Origin of the sequence: uncultured Jatrophihabitans sp., from assembly GCF_964246335.1 — a bacterium.
GTDB lineage: Bacteria > Actinomycetota > Actinomycetes > Mycobacteriales > Jatrophihabitantaceae > Jatrophihabitans.
Genome location: NZ_CAXTQF010000008.1, coordinates 45,682 through 70,478, shown reverse-complemented (window position 1 = coordinate 70,478; position 24,797 = coordinate 45,682). Strand labels below are relative to the sequence as shown.

Sequence of the window (24,797 nt, the reverse complement as noted above, 5' to 3'; positions counted from 1 at the left end):
CGGCGACCCGCGAAGAAGGAGCCATGACCACAACCACGTCGGATTCGGACGCCATCGTCGTGTCGGAGCAGACCTTGCTGCGTGACGGTGCGCCGATGCGTCTGTACTCAGGCGAGATCAACTACTGGCGTATCGAGCGCGCAAACTGGGAGCGGGTGCTCGACAGCCTCGTCGACACGCACGCGACCGCTGTGACGCTGTACATGCCCTGGGAAGCGCACGAGGTCGAGCCGGGCCGCTTCGACTTCGGCGAGATCGACCCCCGCCTGGACGTCGACGCCTTCATGACCCTGGCCGAGCATCGTGGGCTCGACATCATCGCCCGGCCCGGACCTCAGATCAACGCCGAGATGACCTGGTTCGGCTATCCGCGGCGACTGCTGGAACGTGACGACCTGCATATGCGCAACGCGGCCGGCGGCCGAACCGTGCTGACCCAGGTGCCCAAACCGATTCCCGCGCTCAGCTACGCCAACGAAGAGTTCTTCACCGAAGCGGCGAGCTGGCTCGACGCCATCTGCGCGATCCTCGTGCGGCACGCGCACCCGCGGGGTCGGCTCGTTGCGGCCCAGGTCGACAACGAGATGGCGTACTTCTTCAACGTCAACGCGTGGGCGGCGGACTTCTCCGACGCGTCGCTGGCGAGGTACCGCGAGTTCCTGGCTGACAAGTACGCCGACGTCGCCACGCTGAACGCGGTGTACAGCACGACGCATCAATCCTTCGACGCCATCGACGCGCCGCGCCGTTTCGCCGGGAGTGGCACCGGCGACATTCCCCGCCTCGCCGACTGGTCGGAGTACCGCGAGCGATACCTCGTCCGCAGCGTCGGACGGCTCGCCACCATGATGCGTGAGCGCGGGCTGACAACGATCCCCCTGTTTCACAACTATCCCCACCCGCTGAATCCCGGGTCAGCCGCCAGCGGCTTCACCACTCCGTTCGACCTGATGGGTCTTGAGCGCGAGGTCGACTTCGTCGGCTTCGACATGTACTCGCGCAAGCAGCTCTACGACCACGTCAAGACGGTTGTCTCCTACGTCGCGGGTTCGAGCAGGTTTCCCTTCGCGCCCGAGTTGATCGGCGGTTCGTGGCCCTGGTACCAGCAGCCCGGCGATCCCGCGGACGAGGAATTCGTCGTCAAAGCCGCCGTGATGCACGGTCTCAAAGGGTTCAGCCGCTACATGATGGTCGAACGCGACCGCTGGCTGGGTTCGCCGATCCGCCGCGACGGCGAGCCCTACGAGGCGGGCGCCGAGGTGGCACGGTCGGCCAATGACCTGGTAGCCGAGAATGCCTTTGCCGATCTGCGCCGACACGCCGACGTGCTGCTGCTCGCCGACCGCGACTACGACCGGTTAGCCGCGTCGAGCGTGCTCGTCTCCTTCCCCGGCGACTTCTTGGAGTCGCCCACGGGCTTCTCCGAGTACCCGAACGACCTGACGGTGTCCGAAGATTCACTCGGGCTCGCTCAACCCGTTCAGTTCGAGAAGTCACATCGGTTCACCGCCTACTACGAGGCGTTGACCGCGGCCGACGTGTCATTCCTGCTCTCCGACACCACCATCGATCCGCAGCGGTGGTCGAACTATGCCGCTGTCGTGCTGAGCACCTACGAGTACCTCAACGCCAAGGTCCAACGCGCCGCAGTCGATTTCGCGTCCGCGGGCGGGACGGTGATCATCGGCCCGCTCGTCCCGGACCGGGATGAGCGGCTGCAACCGGACACCACGCTGCGCGACGCGCTCGGCGACGACGCCGGCGGAGGTGAGTTCCCGGTCGGGTCCGGCCGAGTGGTGCTGCTAGGACAGGACCCTGCCACCGAGCGGGTCATGAGTGCCCTGGCTCCGCTGGGATTGACCTGCCCCAGCGCCGGGGAAGGCCTCGACGTCGTCGTCCACGACGATGTCAAGGACGACCGGCATCGCGTCGTTTTCGTCGCCAACCCGACCGACACCGAGCGCGACGCGCTGGTCGATCTGGGAGAGCCGGTCACCGAGGCCATCGACTTGTGGCAGGGCCACAAGCGTGAGGTGGGTAACGGCCGGTTCCGCGATCGACTGCCCTCTCGTTCCATCGCCGTCTACTCGTGCACGCTCGAAAGCTGAGGAGCTTCGCACATGCTTGCAACCGATCCACGAATGCCCGACATCGACACCGACCAGTGGCGCAATCTTCAGACTCTGACCACGACCTCGGCGAAGGCACGACCGCGCATCATCGTCATCCACGAGCAGGGGCGGATACAGAAGTTCCGGCACTCCGAGGGCGAACCGATCAAGGGCGACTCCGTCTCGGCGATCGACGACGCCGCCAAACTGGCGGAGCGCGTTTATCAGGCGAACGCGGACACCACCGATTTCGTCGCCGTGTTCGAACGCGGCGCGGTCGACTCGTACTTCGCGCGACTGCAAGACAGTTGGACGGCCGACGAGGACCTCGACGACTACGTGCATCGCAGCTTCACGCTCATGGACGAATTCTCCGACGGGATCGTCACCTACCCCGGTCCGGCTCGAACGCAACTGGGCCTTCAGTACCGGTTGGGGGGCAGCCACGAGCAGGTGGAGGCTGCCATTGCCACCTACGTCCGACCCGGCGATCTGACCGTCTTCGGCGTCATCGACGACGATCAGCTGTGGACGAGCCTGGTGCTCGGCTTCGACGACGACCGCAAGATCTCGCTGATCACCACGGTTGATCCGATGGAAATAGGCGGAGACAGTGCGCAGCTCGCCGAGCAGGTCGTGGATCGGGTGACCCAGCGGTATCGCGCGCCTGCGCTGGCCCTGTTCGTCGACCGGGAGCTGGCTGACCGGCTGACCGATGGTTTCGATCCCGTCTTGGTGCGCGACGCGATCACGAACGGCACCGCGCTGCTGGCGGCAGCGCCGGACGCTGTCGCCCAGGTTCTGCAAGCCCGGTCCTAGCCTGAAAAGGAGACGATCGTATGCAGATAGTCGATCACGAGGGCAGACCCGTGACATCCACTCGGATGCACGTCAACGGCGTGCGCCTGCACTACCTCGAGGCGGGCTCCGGCGAACCGGTCGTCCTGCTGCACGGCGTGCCGAAGACCAGTTATCACTGGCGTTTCGTCATCCCGCTGCTCACCCCGCATTTCACCGTCATCGCCCCCGACCTGCGCGGTCTCGGCGACTCCGAGCACGTCGCGAACGGATATGACACGGTGACGATGAGCGAGGACATCGCCGAGCTGATGCGTGAGCTCGGCCACGATCGCTACCGGGTGGTGGGCGAGGACTGGGGAGCCGCCACCGCGTACCAGCTAGCGGCCAGGCACCCGGATCGTGTCACGCAGCTGGTCTACCAGGAGATGCAGCTCTCGGACTTCGGGCTGGAAGAGTCCTCCTACCTCAACGGCGAGAACGTGAAATCCGACGCGTGGCTGTGGCACATCAATTTCTACGCCGTGCCCGACATCCCCGAACTACTGATCACTGGCCACGAGCGTGAATACTTCAGCCACTTCATCAAGCACGAGACGCAGAGCCCCCACGGAATGACCCCCGACGCGCTCGACGAGTACATCCGCTGCTACTCCGCTCCGGGCGGGTTGCGCTCGATGCTGGCGATCTACCGCGCAACCCTCGAGGACGGGCGAGCCAACCGCGCAGCCGCCGAGACCAAGCTGACGATGCCCGTGCTGGCTGTCGGCGGTCGGGACTTCATCGGCAAGGACAACGAGCGACAGATGCGCGAGGTAGCCACCGATGTTCGCGGCGCCATCCTGCCGTGGGGTCACCAACTGGCGGAGGAGGCACCCCGGGAACTCGCCCAGGTCTACCTCGATTTCTTCACCGAGGAGGCGGCATGACGTTCGGATTGGCGCAGCACGACAACGGGTGGACCTTCACCGATTCGCAGGGCGCCAGCTTCTTGTCCATCGGGCTCAACCACGCCGAGGAATCAAGCCTGAAGTACCCGCACAACCTTGATGTATGGCAACGCAAATATGGCTCGAAAGACGCGTGGATCCGCGACGGCGTCGTCGCCGACATGCGCGACTGGGGTTTCAACACCATCGGTTGGACGCAGGAGTACATCGCGGGCGGATGGGGCGAGGCGCTGGATTGGTTCGGCGACCCGATCGACCTGCAGCACTCCAGCGCGCAATGGAGCGCGCCTGAGCTGCGGTCGGCCGGCGAGCCCTACGTCGTGCAGCTGCCGGTGCAGGACATCCAGGACTGGAACGGCAAACCGCACTTCCGCGACGTGTACGCCGACGAGTTCCAGATGTGGTGCGCTTACCTCGCCCGCACCCTCGTCCTCGACCACCGCGACAGTGAGGATCTGCTCGGCTACTTCTTCGTCGACATCCCGGCCTGGCTGCCGCACGCCGGCGGCGACGACTTCCCGCAGCTGCTCGGCCTGAGCGAGAAGCAACGCTCGGCGAAGCTTTACGACATTGCGCAGCAGTACTACTCGACGATTACCCGCGAAATCCGCGCCGTCGACCCCGACCACCTGATTCTGGGCGACCGGTACAACGGCAACAAAGGAATCCCGGAGCCGGTGCTCCGCGCCATGAGCGAACACGTGGACGTATTTTCCGTCCAGTACTTCACCGACCCTACCGACGACTCGCGCCGCCAGATGCGCGACGATTTCGCCCGCTGGCACGACATCTGTGGTCGCCCGGTGCTGAACGCCGACCTCGGCAACTGGATCCCGACACAGATGAATCCGAACCGCACCAGCGACATCCCTGATCAGCGCGGCCGCGGAACCGACTACGCCGCATCACTACGACCATTGCTGGACGAACCGTGGTTCCTCGGCTGGCATTGGTGCGGGTACGTGGAGAACCTCGGACGCGGGTGGGGCCTGAAAGATCCCTTCGACGAGCCATACACCGACTTCGTCGACGGCGTGCGCCGCTTCAACGCCGAAGCCACCGAACAGTGGCGTATCGCCAGGTCTCCTCGAGAGGGCGAGTAACACCGCCGACGCCGACAGCCGGGAAGTACACCTCTACTTGGCCCTCGCCGCTGCCGTCGCCAACGCACACGCGACAGGGACGCGGATTCGGGACTTGCCCGTCCGCGCCGACAAGTTGTTCTGACACGCGCGCCGTTTGACCTGCCTCAGGCGTCGATCGTGCTGGTGACGGTGCGCGTCAGCGCACGTCAACGGTCAGGCCCGGCCTGGCGACGTCCAGTGGCCCGGCGTACCTGCGGCGAGCGCTTCTCGCCGCTGCGCGGGGCTCAGTTCCGGGCCACAGATGGGTGAGAACAAGTCTGCCGACGCCGGCGCGGTCCGCGTGCTCGGCGGCCAGGCCAGCGCTGGCCAGCGATCCCCGTGAGTGTGATGGGACGTCCTCGACGAAAGTTGCCTCCGTGAGCAACACGGATGCCTGCGCGGCCAGGTCGCGAAGGGCCGGATCAGCACCGCCGTCACCCGAATAGACCAGCGAATAGCCGCCGCTCTCGATCCGCACCCCGGTGTTGTCGACGAAGTGCGACAGGCTCGCGGTGTGCAGCGTGAATGGCCCAACAGTCAGCTCTGCGCCCGAGTCGAACTCGTGCACGTCGGCGTTGTCGGCCAAGTTCATGTCGGCATCGAGAGCCATTATCGAATCGGTAGCGCCGGGCAGCGCGAACACCGGCAGCGGTGGCGGCGGGTCCGGGTCCAGATGTCGTATCCGCAGCAGCGGGTTCAGATCAGCGCAGTGGTCGCCGTGTGAGTGGCTCACGAACACGGCGTCGATAGCCGCCGCATCGACGTGTTCGAGTAGTGCGGGCAGCGTTGCGTAGCCAGGGTCGAGCAGGAGTCGAAAGCCGGCATGCTCGACCAGATAGCCGCTGCATCCTCGTTCCGGCGTCGGATAGGCGCCCCCGCCGCCGAGCACCGTCAGTCGCACTCGGTCGACGCTACTCACGTCTCAGCCGCCGCCGGCCAATGACGCTTCGCCGCGCAAGCTCAGAAACGTACGGCCGCCGCGCGGACGAAACCAGGTCCCGCCGGCCCGAGCGCTCCGCCAGTCGACGCTGGGCTCAGTCGCTCGTGTCCTCGTTCTGATCGATGAGCGTCTGTCGCTGCGGCGTGACGACGAGGATCACGCGCTCAGATTTGACCGCGTCGTCGGGATAGTCCTGCCCTGTGTACTTGCGCGCCAACTTGTCGGCATGTGCCCGCGCCTCCGGGCCGGTGATCGTCTCGGTGACCTCACCGCGGACCTCGGCGTAGCGATACGGATCGTCCTCGTCCCGGATCAACACGGTGATGCGCGGATCCCGCTGGAGGTTCTTGAACCGCCGCCGGTGCGTCTCGGTGTTGATGACGACGTGCCCGTCGCGCACATCGACCCACAGGGTCTGCGTTTGCAACAGACCGCTGGGCAGGATCGTGGACACCGCCGCGAAGTTCTTGCCCGAAGCCAGTTCCTCGGTCATCGGCAAGAGGCTCCGGTCATTACTTGTCTCGCTCATGTCTGAGGTGTCTCCCGGTTGGCGGGGCGACAAGCAGTCTCGTCGACCCAGGTCGATGTCCCCTGACGAGCGGTCCTTCTGCAGACCACAACGCAAGCCGGTCGAAGCGTCACTGAACAGTCTTCGTCGGTACCGCTCGTGTCGTGTCTCTGGGGCGCCACAGTTGATCTTGGCTAGTCCGCAAACAGTCCGCAAGAGGTCCGCAAACCACCACTTTCGGCCGTCATCAGCCAACGCTGGCCCAGAAGCCTTCAGGCCAGCAAATACAGGCTCCCGAAGCTCTGAGCCAACGATCACCGAAGGTCCCGAAACGGTGCCAAGTCGAATTCACACGGCAGGGGTCACTGGTTCGATCCCAGTATCGCCCACCACAATCTGCGTCATCGAGTACTGGCGTGGGCGGCCTGCTTCGACGAATCCCGACCACGTCACGCGGTCGGATCCGGTCGCTTCCTCACGAATGACGGGTTTGATCGTCGGGACGGTATCCCGCGGGTTCGCCAACCAGCGGCGAACTTTCAGCCGTAGTGGTAGCGGGCTTTGCGGTTACTGCGATCCACCGCGTGGACCCGAGCCGTGATCATTCGCCGCCGTCACCGCGCTGACACTGTGCGACAGCTTTCCCGTTCGGGGTCGACCTATCGCGGACGGTCCTCGCGCCAGACGCTGATCACCACCGCAGTTCTGGGCGGCCGTCCGCAGTGTCGCTGCCCAGGGCAATTCAGCGGCGGCGGGCGGCGGCGGTGAGTTCGTGGTCGCCGTAGCTGTCGTCATCGGGGTTCAGGGTGACGCCGGGGGCGACGAGTTCGTCAATGCGGTCCAGCACCTCGCCGGACAAGGTGATGTCGGTGGCCGGCAGGTAGGACTCGAGCTGTGCCATGGTGCGCGGTCCGACGATCGCGGCGGTCACGCCGGGGTGGTCGATCGCGAACGCGATCGCCATTTCGATGAGCGTGTGGCCGGCCTCTTCGGCCAACTGCGCGAGGTCCTCGACAATGTCGAGCTTGCGCTGGTTGGACGGGGTGGACATGTCGAAGCGGGCGTTGGGCCGGGCCGCCGAGGTAGGGGTGCCGGGCGCGTCCTTGCGCCAGCGGCCGGTGAGCCATCCGCCGGACAGCGGACTGTAGGTGAGGGTGCCCATGCCGTGACGCTGCGCGGTGGGCAGCACGTCGGACTCGATGCCGCGCACCAGGATCGAGTACGGGGGCTGCTCAGTGACGAACCGCTCCAGGTGCCGATCGTGGGACAACCACTGGGCTTCGACGATCTGCGAGCCGGAGAAGGAGGAGGACCCGAGGTAGCGGATCTTGCCCTGCCGGACGAGGTCGGTGAGCGCGCCCAGGGTCTCGGCGAGATCCGTAGTCGGGCTGGGTCGGTGCACCTGGTACAGGTCGATGTGGTCGACACCCAGGCGGCGCAGCGAGTTCTCGACCTCGGTCATGATCCAGCGGCGCGACCCGCCGCGGTGGTTCGGGTCCTCGGTGTCCATCGGCATGAAGAACTTCGTCGCGAGGACGACGTCGTCGCGGCGGCCTCTGAGCGCCTCGCCGACGATCTCCTCGGACACGCCGGCGGAGTAGACGTCGGCGGTGTCGACGAAGTTGATGCCGGCATCGAGGGCGGCGTGGATGATGCGGATCGAGTCGGCCTTGTCCTCGTTGCCCCACGGGCCGAACATCATCGCTCCCAGGCACAGGGGGCTGACCTGGACGCCGGTGCGGCCGAGCGGTCGGTAATCCATCTGGCTCTCCTTCGTTCGTGTTGGTGGTGCTCCGGCCGAGCGGCTCGGCGCAGCAGACGTGAACTGTCGACGCGCTGTCAGGCGTCGGCGTTGTTCAGCGCCAGTGCGCGGGTGCGGACCAGGACCTGCGTGGCGCGTAGCGCCGGGACGGGTACTTCGTGTTGCTGCCAGCCCACCCCGGCCGTGACCAGCGCCGTCATGGTTTGGGGCAGCCGATGTTGCTGGGCGGGCCCGGATGGCGGTGGCGTGGTCATGTGCTGGTGACGTCGGTGACGGCGGCCAGGCCGTTGAGGGTGCGTGGGTAGCCGACGTAGGGCACCAGCATCGTCAGCACGGCCAGCAGCGTCGGGCGGGTGTTGCCGACGTTGGGGTTGCCGGTGACATGTCCGCGGACCTGGGCGTCGGCGCCGCCGAGCGCGACGAGCATCGAGAAGGTGAGCAACTCACGCGTGCGCAGGTCCAAGCCGCCGCGGCCGACGGTGTCGCCGAAGCAGTTGGCCGACAGGTAACGCTGGAAGTGCTTGACGTCGTCGGGGGCGTCGGCGTGCATGGCGTCGACCTGCTCGTCACCGACGATCTGCTTCTGCACCGCCAGGCCCTGCCCGAACCGGGTGTCAGCGGTGGTGCTCGACTGTTCGGGCAGCGGCAACTCGACGCCGGCGTCGGTGAGGATGTCGTTGACCGCGTTCAGGTAGTCATAGGTGCGGGCCATGCCGACGTACGCGACGGCCTGGTAGACGACCTCCTTCAGCTCGACCGGTGTGACACCGGCGCGCGCCAGCGCAGCGGCGGCGACGACGCGGAACTCCGCCAGCCCGCCGGCGGCCAGAATCGCGGCCAGCTGCACCAGCACCCGGGTACGCGGGTCGAGGGCCTCGTCGAGGCGGGCGGCGTCGGTGTAGACCTCGTCGAAGGCGAAGTTGTCGAAGTACTCGATCAGCTCCGGGTCGGTGCGGGCCAGGGTGGAGACGCGGTCGCCGAACAGCTGGTCGTGGTTACGCCGGGCAGCGTCGCTGATCGCCATCACTGCTCCCCGGCTGCGGCATCGGATGAGACGCCGGCGGCGCTGTGGGCGGCGGTGTACTGCTCGTCGGTGACCGGCTCGAGCCACGTGGTGGCCTCACCACTGGCGCTGCTGTGGGCCGCGTCGCCGTCGAGGATCGCGTAGTGGCACATCATGTTCGTGCTCGTCCCGCCGTGGAAGTGCTCCTCGCCGGCCGGGGTCCACACGCTCTCCCCAGCCCGCAGCACCACGGTCTGGCCGTCGCGGGTGCCGACCAGCCCGATTCCATCGGTGCACACCAGCAGTTGCCCGTTGGCGTGGGAGTGCCAGTTGGTCCGAGCGCCGGGGGTGAAGCGCACCAGCCCGCAGGTCAGTTGCGAGGTGCCGTCACCGCCGAACACCGGGGTCAGCCACACGTCTCCGGTGAAGTTCTCGGCCGGTGTCTTGACGGTGGGGTTCGTGGCGTTCTTGTCCATGTCGTTCCTTCTCTTCGTTGCGTGACGTGGCAGGTTCGATTAGTGACTGGGTCAGGCCGGGTCGACGCGCAGGGTCGTGGCCCGTGCGGTGTCGGCGGTGATATGCGCGACGGCGCTGGACGATCGGCCGTACTTCACGCGGTAGGCCTCGTCGAGGGCATCGTCCAAAGCAGCACCCTCCAGCGCAGCATCCTCCAGCGCATCGCCGTCCAGCGCAGTGCCGCCGGGTGCGTTGTCGGGCTCGGCGTGCTGGCCGGTCTCGACGAACACCACGTCGCGTCGCAGCCGCCCAGCAGTGAGCTGGCCTTCGTGGCGGGTCTGCACGCCGCGGTACCAGGCGGCGTCGACGCCGTTGACGGAGCGGACGTAGACGCCGTCACGGTCGCCGTCTGGGCCGGCGCCGCGGTGCCGCACGATCCACACGATCCGTTGTGAGCGCAGCGTCCCGTCGGCGCGGCGGGTGGCGACGTCGACCTCGCCGGTGGCGTCGATGGCGTCGAGCTCGGCCGCGGTCCACGCGGTGGCGGTCACGGCTGCACCAGCACCTTCAGCGCTTCCCGGTCGTCCATGGCGCGGTAACCGGCCGGGACGTCGTCGAGGCTGACAGTGCGGTCGAAGACCTTGCCCGGGTCCAGCCGTCCGTCGAGAACCTCGGGCAGCAGCTCCTCGATGTAGGCCCGCACGGGTGCGGGGCCGCCGGTGAGGGTGACGTTCTTGCCGAACAGGCTGGCGAACCCGACCGGCGCCTCCTCGTACTGCGGCACCCCGACGCGGCTGATGGTGCCGCCGACCCGCACGACCCCGACGGCCATGTCGTAGGCCGGGCGATGGCCGACGGCCTCGATCACCACGTGGGTGCCGTCGCCGCCGGTCATGTCCATCACCTTGGTGATGCCCTCCTCGCCGCGTTCGGCAACGACGTCGGTGGCGCCCCACTCGCGGCCCAGGTCGGTGCGGTCGATGTGGCGGCCCATCAGGATGATCCGCTCGGCGCCGAGCCGCTTCGCGGCGAGCACGGCGGATAGCCCGACCGCGCCGTCGCCGATCACCGTGACGGTGCTGCCCAGCTCGACACGGCCGCGTGCGGCGGCGTGGTGGCCGGTGAGGAACACGTCGGACAGGGTGAGCAGGGCGGGCAGCAGCGGCGAGTCCTGGCCGACCGGGGCCTTGACCAGGGTGCCGTCGGCCAGCGGGACGCGGATGGCTTCGGCCTGGGCGCCCCCGATGCCGTTGGCGGCGTAGAAGCCGCCGTGCCGGCACGAGGTCTGGAATCCCTCGCGGCAGAAGTCGCAGGTGTTGTCCGACCAGGCGAACGGGGATATGACGAAGTCGCCGGACTTCAGGGTGCGGACCTCGGAGCCGACCTCCTCGACGACGCCGAGGAACTCATGGCCCATTGGGGTGCCGTCCTGTGTGGCGTCCATCTGGTGGTAGGGGTGCAGGTCGCTGCCGCACACGCAGGTCCGCACGATGCGGACCACGGCGTCGGTGGGCTGGACCAGTTTCGGGTCGGGGACGGTCTCGATCCGGACGTCGCCGGCGCCGTACATGACTGCTGCTCGCATGACTGTTCTTCCTTCGGATGGTGTTGTGGCGGGGTACGGGACGGGTGGTTCAGACGCGCACGCCGGCGACCGTCGGGCCGGTGGAGGCCGTGTGTGCCGGTGGTGTCTGCGTCTGGGTGTGGGTCGCGGGGTAGGCGCGGCGCCGGGTGATGAGGCCGAGGACGACGACCAGGGCGAGCGCGAGCATCGCGGTGCTGCCGCTCAGGGCGGCGCTCACCCGGGCGACCAGTGCTGCGGTCGCCGTGGCGCTGTCGGGGACGGCGGCCGCGCCGACGGTGGCCAGCACGCCCAGGCCGAGTGAGCTGCCGAGCTGGTGGAAGGTGTTCACCAGTCCGGAGGCGGCGCCGGCGTCCCGGGCGTCGACGTCGGCCAGGCCGGCGGAGGTCATCGGGGCGAACGCCAGGCCCTGGCCGATGCCGACCAGCACCATGGGCAGGGCGACCGCGGTGAGGTAGCTGCTGTCGGCGGTGACGCGGCTGAGCCAGCCCATCCCGGCCAGGGTCGCGACGACACCCAGGACGAGCACCGGCGTCGCGCCCGCCCGGCCGATGAGGCGGGTGACCAGCAGGGCGGCGGCGAAGTTGACCGCCGACATCGGCAGGAACGCCAGACCGGCCTGCAGGGGGCTGAACCCGAGGACGCCTTGCAGGTACTGGGTGGTGAAGAAGAAGAACCCGATCATCGCGGCGAGGTAGAGCATGCGGGTCAGGTAGGCGCCGGTGCGCTGGCGGCTGGCGAACAGCCGCAGCGGCATGATCGGTTGCTCGGCGCGGGCCTCGTTGGCCACCAGCCCGACCAGCAACACCGTGCCGATAATCAGTGCGGCGACGACCCGGGGAGCGGCCCAGCCGGTGGTGCTGGCCTCGATGACCCCGTACACGAGCGCGCTCATGCCCAGCGTCGCGCACAGCGCGCCGATGAGATCGAACCGCCCGCCGCGCGGCGGGGTCTCGCTCACGTAGCGGCGGCCGGCGATCAGCATGGCCAGCCCGATCGGCACGTTGATGAAGAACCCGGCGCGCCAGGAGATCAGGTCGGCCAGCACCCCGCCCACGACCAGGCCGAGGCTGGCGCCGATGCCGGCGACCGCGCTGTAGGCGGCCACGGCGCGGCCGCGCTGTTGACCTTCGGCGAAGGTGGCCGTCAGCAGGGCCAGCGAGGACGGGGCCAGGATCGCCGCGCCGATGCCTTGCAGCGCGCGGGCGGCGATCAGCCACCAGGTGAACGGCGCGGCGCCGACCAGGAACGACGCGCCACCGAACAGCGCCAGGCCCAGGAAGAACATCCGCCGGCGGCCGACGATGTCACCGGCGCGTGAGCCCAGCAGCAGCAGCCCGCCGAACACGAGGGTGTAGGCGTCCTGGACCCAGGTCAGCCCGGTGGGGGAGAAGTGCATCGCGGACTCGATGCGGGGCAGCCCGGTGAAGATGATCGAGTTGTCCAGGATGACCATGAAGTAACTGATGCAGATGATCGCCAGGATGGCGGTGGCGTGCCTCGGCTGCGCCGGCTGCGCGGCCTGTTCCTCGGCGGACTCGGGGGCTGTCGCGGTGCTCATGACATCAACTGTCCGGTCCGCGCGGCGCCGGTGGGAGTGCCTGCGCTGCCAGGTAATGCCAGTACCTCTCAACGCCGGTCGGGGAGTAATGCTGGTGCCTCCCACGCTCGCGGCAGGGTGCCTACCGTGGACGTCATGGACATCGACCACCGCACGCAGGTGAGGGACTTCCTGGCCTCCCGCCGCGCGCGCATCACCCCGGAGCAAGCGGGACTGCCCGCCTATGGTGGTCAGAACCGCCGCGTAAAGGGGCTGCGCCGCGAGGAGGTCGCGCTACTTGCCGGCGTCAGCATCGACTACTACGTGCGCCTGGAACGGGGCAACCTCGCGGGCGCATCTGAGTCCGTACTCGACGGCATTGCCACCGCACTGCACCTCGACGACGCCGAACGCGAACACCTGCACGCACTCGCTCGCGCCGCCGGGCCGGCACCACGACGCACCCGTGCGCCCGCCACGGCAGTACGTCCCGCGATCCAGCAGGTCCTCGACGCGATTACCGATGCCCCCGCCTGGATTCGCAACGCACGACACGACATCCTCGCCACCAACCAGCTCGCCGCGGCGCTGTACTCCCCGGTGCTGAACTCGGCCATCGCGGGGCCGACCGGCAAGCGGCTGGCGAACACCACCCGATTCATGTATCTCGACCCCGCCGGCCACGACTTCTTCATCGACTACGACCGCATGGCCCAAGACGCCGCCGCCATGCTCCGCCTCGAGGCCGGCCGCAATCCCCACGACGCCGACTTACATGCCCTCGTCGGCGAGCTGTCCACCCAGTCCGAGCTATTCCGACGTCACTGGGCATCGAACAACGTCAAGTTCCACCGCAGTGGCCGCAAACGCCTGCGCCACCCCGCCGTCGGCGACCTCGACCTCAACTTCGAAGGCATGGAACTGTCCTCCGACACCGAGCTGCGTCTCAACATCTACACCGCCGATCCCGGCACGCCGGCCGCGGACGGGCTCAAGCTCCTCGCCAGCTGGGCCGCAACCGCACACGAGACCGAGCGGGCGCCGCATTCAGACTGACGGCCGTTCCGCGCCTCCGCGGCCCACCCCCACGCTCACCCCAAGGTGACGCGAGAAACCGCCACGCCTGTCGCCGACAGGTTCCCGAATTCCACATTCACCAAGCCTCACTGAAGACACACGATGAGCACCGTCCCCACCCTCACGCTGAACAACGGCGTCCAGTTGCCCACCATCGGCCTCGGCGTCTTCCAGACGCCACCGGACGAGACCCACGACGCGGTCGCCGCCGCCCTCGAAGTCGGCTACCGGCACATCGACACGGCTGCTGCCTACGCCAACGAACGCGGCGTCGGTGACGCAGTCACGGCTTCGAACCTGGACCGGGGCGACGTGTTCCTGGAGACGAAGGTGTGGATCAGCGACTACGGCTACGACCAGACCCTGCATGCCTTCGACAAGAGCGCAGGCAAGCTCGGCGTCGACCAGATCGACCTGCTCATCCTGCACCAGGCGCTGCCCGGCGAGTTCGACAAGACCCTCGCCGCCTACAAAGCGTTGGAGCAGCTGCTGACCGATCAGAAGATTCGCGCCATCGGCGTCAGCAACTTCATGGTCGAGCACCTCACCCGCCTGCTCGACGAGACCACCGTGGTGCCCGCGGTGAACCAGATCGAGGTCCACCCCTATTTCCAGCAGCGCGAGGTGCAGGTCTTCGGCGCCGAGCACGGCATCCTCACCCAGGCCTGGTCGCCCATCGGCGGTATCACCCATTACCGCGACGGCCAGCACACGAGCACGCTGGAGGACGAGACCATCGTGGGCATCGCCCAGGCGCATGACAAGAGCCCGGCCCAGGTCATGCTGCGCTGGCACATTCAGCAGGGCCGCTCCGTCATCCCGAAGTCGACCAAGCCGCACCGCATCGCCGAGAACTTCGACGTCTTCGACTTCGACCTCAGCAGCGACGAGCTGGCTGCCGTCGACGCGCTGAACACCGACCAGCGCGGCGGCCCCGAGCCCGATGCCATCACGCTCAAGGACTTCGGTCGCGACATCCCCGAGGCTTGATCGATATAAAGAGGTTGCTGGTCAACCCGCCCAGTCGGGGTCGGTGTCGACCAGCTGCAGCGGGTCCCGCGCGGCAAAAACACCGACGACGTCGTGTGGGGCGCGACAGCGGCGCAGCGCCTCAGTCACGGTCGTCAACGGCGCATCCGCGACTAAATCGCGGATGCGGTGGTCGTTGCTGTCCATCGAGTTCGGCAGGCTCATGATCAGGTCGGCAGTCAAGTGCCGGGGCAACGGTGTCAACCACGATGCGATGCGCGCCACCAACGTCGGTGGTACCGGCGGGAATGGGAGCCACCACCGCCGCAGTCCCTTGTCGTCGGCATAGGCCCTGATCAGTTCGGCGTACGTCGGACGGTCGTCATTGGAGATGTCGTAGCTGCCTGCGGGGAGGCGTTCGGCGACGGCCGCGGCCACCAGGTAGCGCAGCACGTCATCTACAGCAATCGGTGAGACCCGGTGGTTCATCCACGTCGGGATCGGGATCACCGGCACCCGATCCGCGATATGCCGGATCAGTTCGAACGAGGTGGAGCCGGCGCCGAGGATCACCGCGGCACGCAGCCACACCAACTCGACCCCTGCGTCGCCCAGGGCGTCACCGACGTCGGCCCGGCTGTCCAGGTGGGCCGACAGCTCCTCGTTTGCGGGTACCAGGCCCCCGAGATACACAATGCGGTGCACCCCGGCCGCACGGGCGGCGGACGCAAACTGCCGAGCGCTGTCGAGGTCCTGCTCGGCGAAGTCGCCTTCACCGATCGAATGGACGAGGAAATAGGCCACCGTCACTGCAATTCCGGCCCGCTCGTGCGCCGCCGCGAAAGCGTCCACACACGAGCCGTGATCGGCGACGTCCAGTTCGACCCGGTGCACCTGCTCGGGAAAGTCGAAGCGATCGAACTTCGCGGCGTCTCGCGCGGACGCCGTCACGGTGATGCCGCTATCAGCGAGTGCAGCCACCAGCCGCGACCCGACGTAACCGGTGGCGCCGGTGACCAACGCGTGGACGGGCGGACCACCGCTGTCGCTCCCGGGACCAGCGGCTTCGTCACTCGACACGGTCGCTCGCTCTCAGCGCGCCGGAGCGCCACCCGTTGGTGCCTGGTCGTACCCCGCTCAGCGTGGCACAGCAGGTCACACCGTCCGGAGACGGCGGTTCAGGTCGGCTGAGCAGACTCGAACCGGGTGAGTGCGACGCACGCCTATCCGCAACTACCCTCTCGTCGCTACTGTGGGTGCCGCTGGGACACAGCCTTCCGGACCCGACGCGCCGCGGACTCGACGCCGACGTCCTGAGCGATCGCTCGATGCCGGACCCAACACGATCTGCGTGGCGCGTGCCGTGTCGTCGGCGATCGCGCGCCTGCGCCGGCGAGGGACGAACGATCGCTATTTGCGGCGTTCGCGAAGGACATCCGATGAGATTGAGCCTCGACAGCTCGCCGGCAACGGCCGGTGCGGCCTCGTGACGCACGTCGAGACGGCGGCGCCGGATCGGGTGCTGGCCGCCGTACGCCCGCTGGAGCACGTCAAGCCGTCCTGGCGTGGTTGGTTGCATCTGTTGTGGTTCGAGGTCTCGCTCGTCGTGGGGACTGTTCTCGTGATCGGCACACCGGGGCATGCTCGCTGGCCGGTGACGGCGTACGCAGGTGCAGTGTGTGCCCTGTTCGGGACGAGCGCGCTCTACCACCGTGGCACCTGGGGCCCCAGGGCGCACCGCTGGTTGCAGCGCCTGGACCACGCGATGATCTTCGTGCTCATCGCGGGCACCGCGACGCCGGTGTTCGCCACTGCCGTGCGTGGCGTGTGGTCCGACGTGCTGCTCGGCGGTATGTGGGGCCTGACCGGTCTGGCCATGATCGTGCACCTGGTGTGGATGCACGCGCCCGAGACGCTGGTCGGCTCGACCTACATCGCCCTGGGCGTGTTGGGTTCTGCGGCCTTACCGGCGGTCTGGATCGGCGACGGCGTGGCTCCTGCGCTGTTGGTCTGCGCAGGCGGGGTGATGTACATCGTCGGGGCCGTGCTGTACCACCGCCGCAAGCCGGATCCGTCACCCGAGGTGTTCGGGTTCCACGAGGTCTTCCATGGATTCGTGTGCGCCGGCGCCACCCTGCATTACGTGGCGATCGCGTGTCTCATCGCCCGGTGAGCACCGTGTCCGGCACGCAGGTTCTTTCGTCAATTCGTTCGGGTCGCCGCGCGCGACGCCAGAGCCGGGACGGCAACGGGGTCACGAAGCGCAGCGCCGAGGTGGTGCAGGTATGACAGGGCCGCGCGGTAGGAGCCGAGCAAACCCGTCTCGGTGTACAGGACACCGTGGTGCGCACAGTAATCACGCACGACGTGTCGGGCCTCGCGCAGCGCGCAGCGCGGCATGTTGGGGAACAGGTGGTGTTCGATCTGATAGTTGAGGCCGCCGAGCAGCCAGTCGACGAACATGCTGCCGCGCACATTTCGAGACGTCAGCACCTGCCGGCGCAGGTAGTCGACGTTCTCGTCAGGTCCGATGGTGGGCATGCCCTTGTGGTTGGGCGCGAACGAACATCCCATGTAGACGCCGAACACCGCCTGATGGATCGCGGCGAAGGCGAGCGCCTTACCCGGCGACATCACCAGCAGCAGTCCGGCCACGTACACGGTCGCGTGCATCAGCAGCAGAAGTGTCTCCATGGCGCGGTGACCGCCGCGGGCGCTGCGTTCGCCGCGGGGGAGCAGCGACAGCACGCTGGCGACGTGCAGGTTGAGCCCTTCGAGCGTGAGCAGCGGGAAGAACAGCCACGCTTGATGGCGGACTATCGCGCGGCCGAGGCGGCCGCTGCGCGCGGCGACCTGGCCGGTCGTGAAGGCCAGCACCCCGTCGCCGATGTCCGGGTCGTGGTCTTCCTTGTTCGGGTTGGCGTGATGGCGGTTGTGCTTGCCGATCCACCATCCGTAGGACAGTCCGATGAGCACGTTGCCGGTGATCTGTCCGAACAGGTCGTTCGCGCGTCGGCTGCCGAACACCTGTTGGTGACCGCCGTCGTGACCGAGGAACGCGACCTGGGTGAACGCGATGCCCAGCGCGACGGCAACCAGCAGCTGCCACCACGAATCGCCCACGACGGCGATCACCGCGACGGTGACGGCGAAGGCAGCCAGGGTGAGCGCGATATGCACGCTGTAGGCGAGTGGACGTCGTCTCAACAGGCCGGCGTTGCGGATCTGACGGCTGAGGGCAGCGAAGTCGCTGCCGCGGCGCGGGTCCAGCCCGTCCGGTATTGGCGCGGTGATCGCGGAGCGCCCTGGTTCGGGGTCGGTGAGCAGGTTGATGCCGGGCCGGGCACTGAGCGAGGAGGACAAAAGTGATCCGAACGAAACAGTTGATGCGAACGGCCCGGTTTCGAAGTATTCGGCAGGACCGGCCATCTGGAGCGGGACCTGCTTCCGGGCTGGCTGAGACACCAACCGAGGTAAAGGTACCCACAACGGCCCGACGCCGGTCGTCTTCGGCCGGGCACGTTCGCAGATGTGCGACGCTATGACCGTGAAGTCGGGTAGTGCGCACACTTGCCGCGTGCCGCATCCCGTCCAGGACGACCCCTCCTGGCTCCGCGCAACCGCACAGCAGCCGGTCGGACCGGGAGGTTCGTGATGACGTCGCTCGAGGATGCGTTGGTGGCCGCGGTGGGCGTACATCGCGGTGTGGCTGCAGCCGACCTGTTGTGCCTGGCCTGCGTCGAGCTGTTGTCGGTCGACGCCGCAGCCATCTCCTTGGTGTTCGACGGGGCGCATACCGGCACGGTTGGCGCGAGCAGCGACCGCGCGCGAGCCTATGACGAGCTGCAGTTCACCGTCGGCGAGGGCCCGTGCCTCGAGTCCGTGTCGACCCATGCACCGGTGTTGGTCATCGACCTGGCCGCCGATGTCGATTCCGGCCGGTGGCCCGGCTACGGCCCGGCCCTGCTCGCACACGGGGTCGGGGGCGTGTATGCCATGCCGGTGCTGGTGGCCGGCGAATACGTTGGGGCACTGGACCTGTTCCGCAACCACCGACAGGCACTGGACGGGGAAGATCTCTCCGGTGCGTTCGTCGCGGCCGAACTGGCCGAGATGCCGCTGTTGGATCTCATGGCCGCCGACCTGCAGGCGGCCATTGCCGATCCCGACGCGATCGCTTGGGCCGAGTTGAACCTGATCACCCGCGCGGAGATCAGCCAGGCCACCGGCATGCTGGTCGCGCAGCTCGAGGTCGACCCGGCGGAAGCGCTCGTCCGCCTCCGTGCGCACGCCTACGCCACGAACCGCTCCGCAACGGCCGTGGCGCGCGACATCATGGACAGACGCCTGCGACTGGACCCAGGGTGATCTCACAACGCGGGAATCGGGGGCCGGACGAGGTGTTAGTTGGGAAGGAGATCGCCCATGACGGATGCTAGCCGCGAAAGTCGTGTGCTCGACGCGGTGGTCGCGCTCGTCGACAGCCTCCTGCACGATTTCGACGTCGTCGAGCTGCTCACCGACCTGACCGAGCGCTGCACCCAACTGCTCGACGTTGCCTCGGCCGGGCTACTGCTCGCGGACCCTCGCCAGCAGCTGCATCTCATGGCCTCCACGTCGGATCGCACCGAGGAAATCGAACTCTTTCAACTGCAGGCCGACGAAGGTCCCTGCCTCGACTGTTTCGCCAGCGGAACCGCCGTTTCGATCGCCGACCTGAGTGAGGCAACGACGCGCTGGCCTCAGTTCGCACCAGCCGCCCGCAGCGCCGGGTTCGCCTCGGTGCACGCCGTGCCGATGCGCGCCGCCGGCAGTGTGCTCGGTGCGCTCGGCCTGTTCGGCACCCGAACGGGAGAGTTGAATGAGGCCGACCTGCTGGTCGGACACAGCCTGGCACACGTGGCCAGCGTTGCGATCGTCCAGGAGCACCCACCGACGATCGAGACGGTCCTGCCGCACCTGCGCACCGCGCTGGCCAGTCACGTCGTGGTCGAGCAGGCCAAGGGATTCCTGCGGGAGCGCCTCGACATCACGGTCAGCCAAGCGTTGGCGCTGCTGCGCCGCTATGCACGTGCATCCGGCACCCATCTGTCCGAGCTGGCACGGCAATTGATGTCCGACCCGGGCTCGCGGCCGCCCATTCTTGCTGCGCTGTCCGACCTCGCAGCCACCGACGGGTAATTCCGCGCCGCGAGCGGACTGAGCCCACCGCCAGGTCCTGCCTGCCCGGCGGGCACCAGCATCAATGAGTACCAAGATCAGTCCGCAGGGCGCGCTGGCGAGCTGTCTGTGGCATGCTGGGATGCGCTGGACATCAGCCCCCTGGATGCATGGTTACCGCCCCGCGCGAACCATGTCGGGTCTCCCGAAGTGCCAGGAACGCCGGTGACCTCGCCTCGCGGGCAGGAACCATGATGGTAACCGTGGCCCTTTCCGGGCCGTTGAACCGATGGCATCAGCCATGCCGCACCGGGTGTGACCAGCGCATCGTGTCCCGAAGTGGCCCGGCATGACCGCAGCGGGCGACGACGACGTATGCAGCAGCGCGGTTGGTCTGTCCTCGGCGGCCGCGGCCGGTACGGACCTACGAGAGGTCGAGTGGCCCGCGCAGGTCATTGTGTCGAGCGATCCGACCGAGGTGTTCACCAGCTTGGCGGCCTATTGCGCGAGCGTGCTGTGTGACCAATGTTCGATAGACCTCGTCGGTCGCAGCGTAGCTCGGCCGCCGAGCTATCACCGGGTCTCGTATCCGGCCCGGTCCGGTGCGATCGGTGGCAATCGCGGGCAGCTGGACCGACTCGCCGCAGACGGTGCACTGCACGTGGTGCGCGTCCAGTTCGACAGCGCACCGAGCGAGACTGACGGACCTGGGCCCGATGAGTTCGGTGGTGTCGCAGCCTTCGGGTGGCACCGGCGCGCTGCGACTCGCGCCGAACACGACATGGCTGGTGTCCTGGTCGATCATGCGGTGCGCACTGTCCTGTGGCAGCGCAGCGTGGCCGTCGCGGACGCGGCAGCATCCAAGGCTGCAAATTTGACCATCGCCTTGGAGACCAGCAGGCACATCGGTGCGGCCATCGGCATCTTGATGTATCAACGCAAGATCCCGCAGGACGCGGCCTTCGAATTACTGCGTTTGGCCAGCCAACGGACGAACCGCAAGCTTCGCGATCTTGCTTGCGACGTGATCGACACCGGCTGGCTCGACCCCGGTCCGAGAGGCGCCGATCCCGATGATCACGAGCTTGGTCGCGTCTAGATCGGTGCCGTCACGACCGCCCGTCGCGGCGCAGACGTCCGGGGCTGCCGCGCACGGGGGAGGTGGCAGCCCCGGACGCACGATCCCGGTCGACGGCCGCACCGAGCACGAGTCCGCGGCCGGCGCTGTCGGCCTGTGGTGGCAGGTACCGTGACCCGCTCGGACCCGCAGATGCTCGCCCAAGAGATCCGGCGATTTCTGACCGAACTGGATCAGCTGGAGCGGCAGGCCCTGGAACTGATCTATTTCTCTGGTCTCAGTCAGCGGGAGACCGCTGACGTGCTGCACGTCGCGCCGCAGACTCTGCGCGCCTGCGTCGCGCGCGGTATGCGGCATCTCGCCGACCGGTTCGCTGAAGTCCTCAGCTGACGAGCAAGCAACAGTTCGACGCCGTGGACAGCACCAACAGGGAACCGACGGTCGCTAGTGCGGGTTACGGGGCGGGGTCGCGCGCTGGGCGCGGCGCACCGCTTCGGCGACGAGACGCTCCGCGACCAGCGCCAGCTTCACGTTCTCGGCCTGGCTGATCTGGCGCAGTCGGTTGAACGCCTCGCGTTCGGTGGCGCCGCTGCGGCTGCGCAGTATTCCGATGGCCTGGTCGACCGTGGCGCGGCTCTTGAGCGCGGTCTCGAGCTGGACCGCCTTCTCGTGCGCAACTTGCAGTGCCTGGATATTGGCGACAGTGACTGCGGCCGATCGGGCGTACTGCTCAGCCATCCGGACGGCGTACTCGTTGAACGTGTCGCGTTTGTGGGCGTAGATGTTCAGCGCGCCGACGACGGCCGTGCCGCTGATCAGCGGCACGGCCAGTGCGGAATGGACGTCCATGCGCGCGACGCGTCCGCCCAGCCGCCGCCAGCGTTCATCACTGCCGATCGATCCGCTGACCAGGGACCGGCGGTTCTGCATCGCTGTCAGGCACGGCCCTTCAGCGAGCAGGTCGTACTGCAAATGGTCGACCTCACGGACGAAGGGGTGCGTCGCGGCCCAGGCCAGGACCTTCGGCGGCCCATTCTCCGGCAGCCGCATCACGGTGACGCCGGCTCCCTCTGCACCAGGGACCGACGCGACCGTCAGATGCGCGATCTGGGCAAGCACCCCGTTGAGATCGTCGACATCGGCCGCGACGGCCGCCAGACCACGAACAGCGACGGCGAGGTCGTGTTCGTCGGCGTCGGTCTGGTTGTCGAGCACCGGCTCGGCGGGCATCTCGCGCCCGGACTGTGGATCGAAATAAGTCACTGCAATGGAGCCTCGAAGTAAGCACGAAGCGCTGCACGCAGCGCCCGTCCCGGACGTGAATCGGCCGCCCGACAACTAGGTCGCGCCACCGAAGGAGCGGCTATGTCCCAACTACCCCCCGACCAGCATGTCACACCCTTCCCGGTGCTGGCCCCAGCACGCTGCGTGGACTCGGCGACTCGGACGACGTCTAGAGCTGGGCCGCGATGCGATCGAGCACTACCGTCAGCCCGGCGGCGAACTCGGCGTCGAACCGGTCCTCGGTGAGTCCGGCGCGCAAGCGGTGGATGGTCGGGTAGCTGTTTCCAACCTGCAGGTCGTCGGTCGCGCGGGACGAGCCGTCGACCGTCTCGGCTCGGTCCTCGCGTTGGGCCGACGTCCGCGTCGGACTGAGCGATGCCGGGACCGGATCGGTGGGATCCACCGGGTCCCGACCCCCGCTGCGGTCCCCGCGCTGGAACGATCCGTCGCCGGGCTGCGGATCGTTCAACACTCGTGCGCTTGTCTCCAGCAAGAGGTGCCCCAGCAGAAAGCTGTTGAAGGATCGATAGGTGAAAAGGACCTGGTCATCGGTGAAACCCCCGTCGCTCAGCGTGGTCAGCACCGACTCGATCCAGCGCAGTGACCGCAACGGAGGGTTGACCCACGGGGCCGACGGGGGTCTGGTCGCGACCAGCGGGAACGCATGTGGATGGGTGATGGCGTACCGGCGAACTCCGCCGGCCAAGCCTTCGAGGTAGGGCCGCCAGCCCGCGTCGGACGCCGGGAACGGCACCTGGGGGTCGTCGTTGAGCTCGTTGACGATGCGTTCGACGACGGCGTCGAACAACTCTTCCTGGTTGTGGATGTAGCGGTACAAGGTCATGGCCCGCACGCCGAGGCGCTCGCCCACGGTGCGCATCGACGCTTCGGCAATGCCGCGTTCATCGATGAGGGCAAGCGTTTCGGTGACGATCAACTCGAGCGAGAGCCGGCGGCCCGGCGCCGCCTTGCCTCGCGCAGGCGGCCGATCCGCCCGCACTAACTTCTCGTCTGCCATCTGCTACCCAGCGCTGGTGGATTTTGCGTCGGATGCCACGCCGAAACGCACAGGAAATTCGACCGCGCCGGGCTTTCGTAGGCTTTTGGCGAGTGCGACGAAATGTCGATGATGCCTACGCAGCGTGAAATCAGCTTAGCCCCGGACTGCGGACAAAGACCCGGGAACGGGTCATCCAGAAAAATATAATTTGGGAAGTTTGCGTAGCTGGTTCCCAACCCGCGCTGGCGGGTATACGGTGTAAACGTAAGACACCGGGGAGATCGCTTGCTAGCTCGACCGCCTACAGGTTCGAGGCTGTACGGCACTCTCGTCGAGTGAGCACGGACGTCAAGCTGATCTCGCCGACGTAGGAAAATCGTCGGGCAGCACAGCCGGTTGCGTGACCACCGGCTTTTGACAGATCACCTGCGCGGAAGTCCTTGTGCGCCAACATTGCGCAGTCGGGTCTTCTCGCCGGATCCAGGTAAAGCAGTGAAACCTTCCCTGCTGACTTCCTGCATTTCACCGCAGCGCACTTTTGCCTGCACCCCTAAAACTGCAAAGGAATCGCATGACCAACACCCAAAACGTTCAAGACCTGATCGGCCGGACCGCAGTGGACCCGGACGGAGACAAGATCGGCAAGATCGAACAGGTCTACCTCGATGATCAGACCAGCGTGCCCCAGTGGGTGACCGTCTCGACCGGGATGTTCGGCAAGAAGGAGTCGTTCGCGCCGTTGCACGGGTCGCACATGACCGGCGACGACCTGACGTTGGCGGTGTCGAAGGACCTGGTCAAGACCGCGCCGAACATGGACGCCGACGGACACCTTGGGGACTCCGAGAACGACGCGTTGTACGACCACTACGCCGGGCACCTCGGAACCGAGACCGGGCACGACGCCGCGGGTGAGGCCGGGCAGACCGACGGACTGCGATCTGACGATCGCGGTGACACCTCGGGCCCGAACACGGACGACGCAATGACCCGTTCCGAGGAGCGGTTGCGCGTCGGCACCCAAAGCGGTGAGAGTGGCCGCGCGACTTTGCGTAAGTACGTCGTCACGGAGAACGTCAGCACCACGGTGCCGGTCAGCCACGAAGAGGTGCGGGTGGACCGCGAACCCATCACCGATGCCAACCGCGGCGACGCCATGTCCGGTGGCGACATCACCGAGGAAGAGCACGAGATCACGCTGCACGCCGAGCAGCCGGTGGTCAGCAAGGAGACCGTGCCTGTGGAGCGTGTGCGCATGAGCGCCGAGACCGTGACCGAGGACCACGAGGTCAATGAGCAGGTGCGCAAGGAGCAGATCGACACCCCGGACAGCGACGCCCGCTAGTCCGACCCGACGTAGCGCGGGACGCGTGTAGACACCAGCGTCCCGCGCGACACGACCTCCCCGACGAGCCGCGCCGGCGCTCGGGCCGTCCATACCACAAGGAGCGAGAA

25 protein-coding genes are annotated in these 24,797 nt (G+C 67.4%); 12 read left to right on the top strand and 13 right to left on the bottom strand.

Features of this window, described 5'->3' with window-relative positions:
- Positions 1-23 precede the first annotated feature (23 nt).
- Genes ACFFCN_RS04285 through ACFFCN_RS04270 form a run of 4 tightly spaced genes read left to right on the top strand, consistent with a single transcriptional unit; the run spans position 24 to position 4,962 of the window.
- Positions 24-2,108, top strand: coding sequence for a beta-galactosidase (locus tag ACFFCN_RS04285; protein WP_375489887.1), 2,085 nt, complete (start codon positions 24-26; stop codon positions 2,106-2,108).
- A gap of 33 nt (positions 2,109-2,141) precedes the next feature.
- Complete coding sequence (locus ACFFCN_RS04280) at positions 2,142-2,930, top strand: hypothetical protein (RefSeq protein WP_375489886.1); 789 nt, start codon at positions 2,142-2,144, stop codon at positions 2,928-2,930.
- 20 nt (positions 2,931-2,950) lie between these two features.
- Positions 2,951-3,838, top strand: a complete 888-nt coding sequence (locus ACFFCN_RS04275) for an alpha/beta fold hydrolase (protein WP_375489885.1) — start codon at positions 2,951-2,953, stop codon at positions 3,836-3,838.
- Complete coding sequence (locus tag ACFFCN_RS04270; protein WP_375489884.1) at positions 3,835-4,962, top strand: agarase; 1,128 nt, start codon at positions 3,835-3,837, stop codon at positions 4,960-4,962. The genes ACFFCN_RS04275 and ACFFCN_RS04270 overlap by 4 nt, the downstream gene beginning before the upstream one ends.
- A gap of 178 nt (positions 4,963-5,140) precedes the next feature.
- Here the strand turns inward: ACFFCN_RS04270 and ACFFCN_RS04265 are convergent, their stop codons facing one another.
- From ACFFCN_RS04265 to ACFFCN_RS04225, 9 genes are all read right to left on the bottom strand, one after another.
- A complete protein-coding gene (locus ACFFCN_RS04265) occupies positions 5,141-5,884 on the bottom strand; it encodes an MBL fold metallo-hydrolase (RefSeq protein WP_375489883.1) in 744 nt (247 codons plus the stop codon).
- Between the two features lie 133 nt (positions 5,885-6,017).
- Complete coding sequence (locus ACFFCN_RS04260) at positions 6,018-6,416, bottom strand: PPOX class F420-dependent oxidoreductase (RefSeq protein WP_375489882.1); 399 nt, start codon at positions 6,414-6,416, stop codon at positions 6,018-6,020.
- A 757-nt stretch (positions 6,417-7,173) separates the two neighbouring features.
- On the bottom strand, positions 7,174-8,193 hold the full coding sequence (locus ACFFCN_RS04255) for an aldo/keto reductase (protein WP_375489881.1): 1,020 nt from the start codon (positions 8,191-8,193) through the stop codon (positions 7,174-7,176).
- A 77-nt stretch (positions 8,194-8,270) separates the two neighbouring features.
- Positions 8,271-8,447, bottom strand: a complete 177-nt coding sequence (locus ACFFCN_RS04250; RefSeq protein ID WP_375489880.1) for a hypothetical protein — start codon at positions 8,445-8,447, stop codon at positions 8,271-8,273.
- Positions 8,444-9,217, bottom strand: a complete 774-nt coding sequence (locus ACFFCN_RS04245; protein WP_375489879.1) for a carboxymuconolactone decarboxylase family protein — start codon at positions 9,215-9,217, stop codon at positions 8,444-8,446. Before ACFFCN_RS04245 ends, ACFFCN_RS04250 begins: the two co-directional genes overlap by 4 nt.
- Positions 9,217-9,672 carry a cupin domain-containing protein gene (locus ACFFCN_RS04240; RefSeq protein WP_375484996.1) on the bottom strand — a complete coding sequence of 152 codons (456 nt, stop codon included), beginning with the start codon at positions 9,670-9,672 and terminating at the stop codon, positions 9,217-9,219. The genes ACFFCN_RS04245 and ACFFCN_RS04240 overlap by 1 nt, the downstream gene beginning before the upstream one ends.
- Before the next feature lie 51 nt (positions 9,673-9,723).
- Positions 9,724-10,203, bottom strand: a complete 480-nt coding sequence (locus tag ACFFCN_RS04235) for a DUF2255 family protein (RefSeq protein ID WP_375484998.1) — start codon at positions 10,201-10,203, stop codon at positions 9,724-9,726.
- Positions 10,200-11,237, bottom strand: coding sequence for a zinc-binding dehydrogenase (locus ACFFCN_RS04230; protein WP_375485000.1), 1,038 nt, complete (start codon positions 11,235-11,237; stop codon positions 10,200-10,202). The genes ACFFCN_RS04235 and ACFFCN_RS04230 overlap by 4 nt, the downstream gene beginning before the upstream one ends.
- Positions 11,238-11,286: 49 nt before the next feature.
- A complete protein-coding gene (locus tag ACFFCN_RS04225) occupies positions 11,287-12,795 on the bottom strand; it encodes an MFS transporter (RefSeq protein ID WP_375489878.1) in 1,509 nt (502 codons plus the stop codon).
- Positions 12,796-12,930: 135 nt separating this feature from the next.
- Here ACFFCN_RS04225 and ACFFCN_RS04220 point away from each other — a divergent pair, with 135 nt between their 5' ends.
- Positions 12,931-13,830 carry a helix-turn-helix transcriptional regulator gene (locus tag ACFFCN_RS04220; protein WP_375489877.1) on the top strand — a complete coding sequence of 300 codons (900 nt, stop codon included), beginning with the start codon at positions 12,931-12,933 and terminating at the stop codon, positions 13,828-13,830.
- A 123-nt stretch (positions 13,831-13,953) separates the two neighbouring features.
- Positions 13,954-14,841, top strand: coding sequence for an aldo/keto reductase (locus ACFFCN_RS04215; protein ID WP_375489876.1), 888 nt, complete (start codon positions 13,954-13,956; stop codon positions 14,839-14,841).
- 21 nt (positions 14,842-14,862) lie between these two features.
- Here the strand turns inward: ACFFCN_RS04215 and ACFFCN_RS04210 are convergent, their stop codons facing one another.
- Positions 14,863-15,900, bottom strand: coding sequence for an NAD(P)H-binding protein (locus ACFFCN_RS04210; RefSeq protein WP_375489875.1), 1,038 nt, complete (start codon positions 15,898-15,900; stop codon positions 14,863-14,865).
- Between the two features lie 406 nt (positions 15,901-16,306).
- On the opposite strand from ACFFCN_RS04210, the gene ACFFCN_RS04205 reads away from it, so the two are divergent.
- Complete coding sequence (locus ACFFCN_RS04205; protein WP_375489874.1) at positions 16,307-16,993, top strand: hemolysin III family protein; 687 nt, start codon at positions 16,307-16,309, stop codon at positions 16,991-16,993.
- Positions 16,994-17,022: 29 nt separating this feature from the next.
- Here ACFFCN_RS04205 and ACFFCN_RS04200 read toward each other — a convergent pair whose 3' ends face one another.
- The gene (locus tag ACFFCN_RS04200; RefSeq protein WP_375489901.1) at positions 17,023-18,102 is read right to left on the bottom strand and encodes a fatty acid desaturase family protein; all 1,080 of its coding nucleotides are present in this window, start codon (positions 18,100-18,102) and stop codon (positions 17,023-17,025) included.
- A 372-nt stretch (positions 18,103-18,474) separates the two neighbouring features.
- Between ACFFCN_RS04200 and ACFFCN_RS04195 the strand changes: the two genes are divergently transcribed.
- From ACFFCN_RS04195 to ACFFCN_RS04180, 4 genes are all read left to right on the top strand, one after another.
- The gene (locus ACFFCN_RS04195; RefSeq protein WP_375489873.1) at positions 18,475-19,188 is read left to right on the top strand and encodes a GAF and ANTAR domain-containing protein; all 714 of its coding nucleotides are present in this window, start codon (positions 18,475-18,477) and stop codon (positions 19,186-19,188) included.
- Positions 19,189-19,245: 57 nt separating this feature from the next.
- Positions 19,246-20,001, top strand: coding sequence for a GAF domain-containing protein (locus ACFFCN_RS04190; RefSeq protein ID WP_375489900.1), 756 nt, complete (start codon positions 19,246-19,248; stop codon positions 19,999-20,001).
- Between the two features lie 328 nt (positions 20,002-20,329).
- The gene (locus ACFFCN_RS04185; RefSeq protein ID WP_375489872.1) at positions 20,330-21,079 is read left to right on the top strand and encodes an ANTAR domain-containing protein; all 750 of its coding nucleotides are present in this window, start codon (positions 20,330-20,332) and stop codon (positions 21,077-21,079) included.
- Positions 21,080-21,229: 150 nt separating this feature from the next.
- Positions 21,230-21,448, top strand: coding sequence for an RNA polymerase sigma factor (locus ACFFCN_RS04180; protein WP_375489871.1), 219 nt, complete (start codon positions 21,230-21,232; stop codon positions 21,446-21,448).
- Between the two features lie 54 nt (positions 21,449-21,502).
- On the opposite strand, the gene ACFFCN_RS04175 is transcribed toward ACFFCN_RS04180, so the two are convergent.
- Positions 21,503-22,288 carry an ANTAR domain-containing protein gene (locus ACFFCN_RS04175; protein ID WP_375489870.1) on the bottom strand — a complete coding sequence of 262 codons (786 nt, stop codon included), beginning with the start codon at positions 22,286-22,288 and terminating at the stop codon, positions 21,503-21,505.
- A gap of 223 nt (positions 22,289-22,511) precedes the next feature.
- The gene (locus ACFFCN_RS04170; RefSeq protein WP_375489869.1) at positions 22,512-23,360 is read right to left on the bottom strand and encodes a TetR/AcrR family transcriptional regulator; all 849 of its coding nucleotides are present in this window, start codon (positions 23,358-23,360) and stop codon (positions 22,512-22,514) included.
- A gap of 553 nt (positions 23,361-23,913) precedes the next feature.
- Here ACFFCN_RS04170 and ACFFCN_RS04165 point away from each other — a divergent pair.
- Positions 23,914-24,687, top strand: a complete 774-nt coding sequence (locus tag ACFFCN_RS04165; protein WP_375489868.1) for a PRC and DUF2382 domain-containing protein — start codon at positions 23,914-23,916, stop codon at positions 24,685-24,687.
- Positions 24,688-24,797 lie beyond the last annotated feature (110 nt).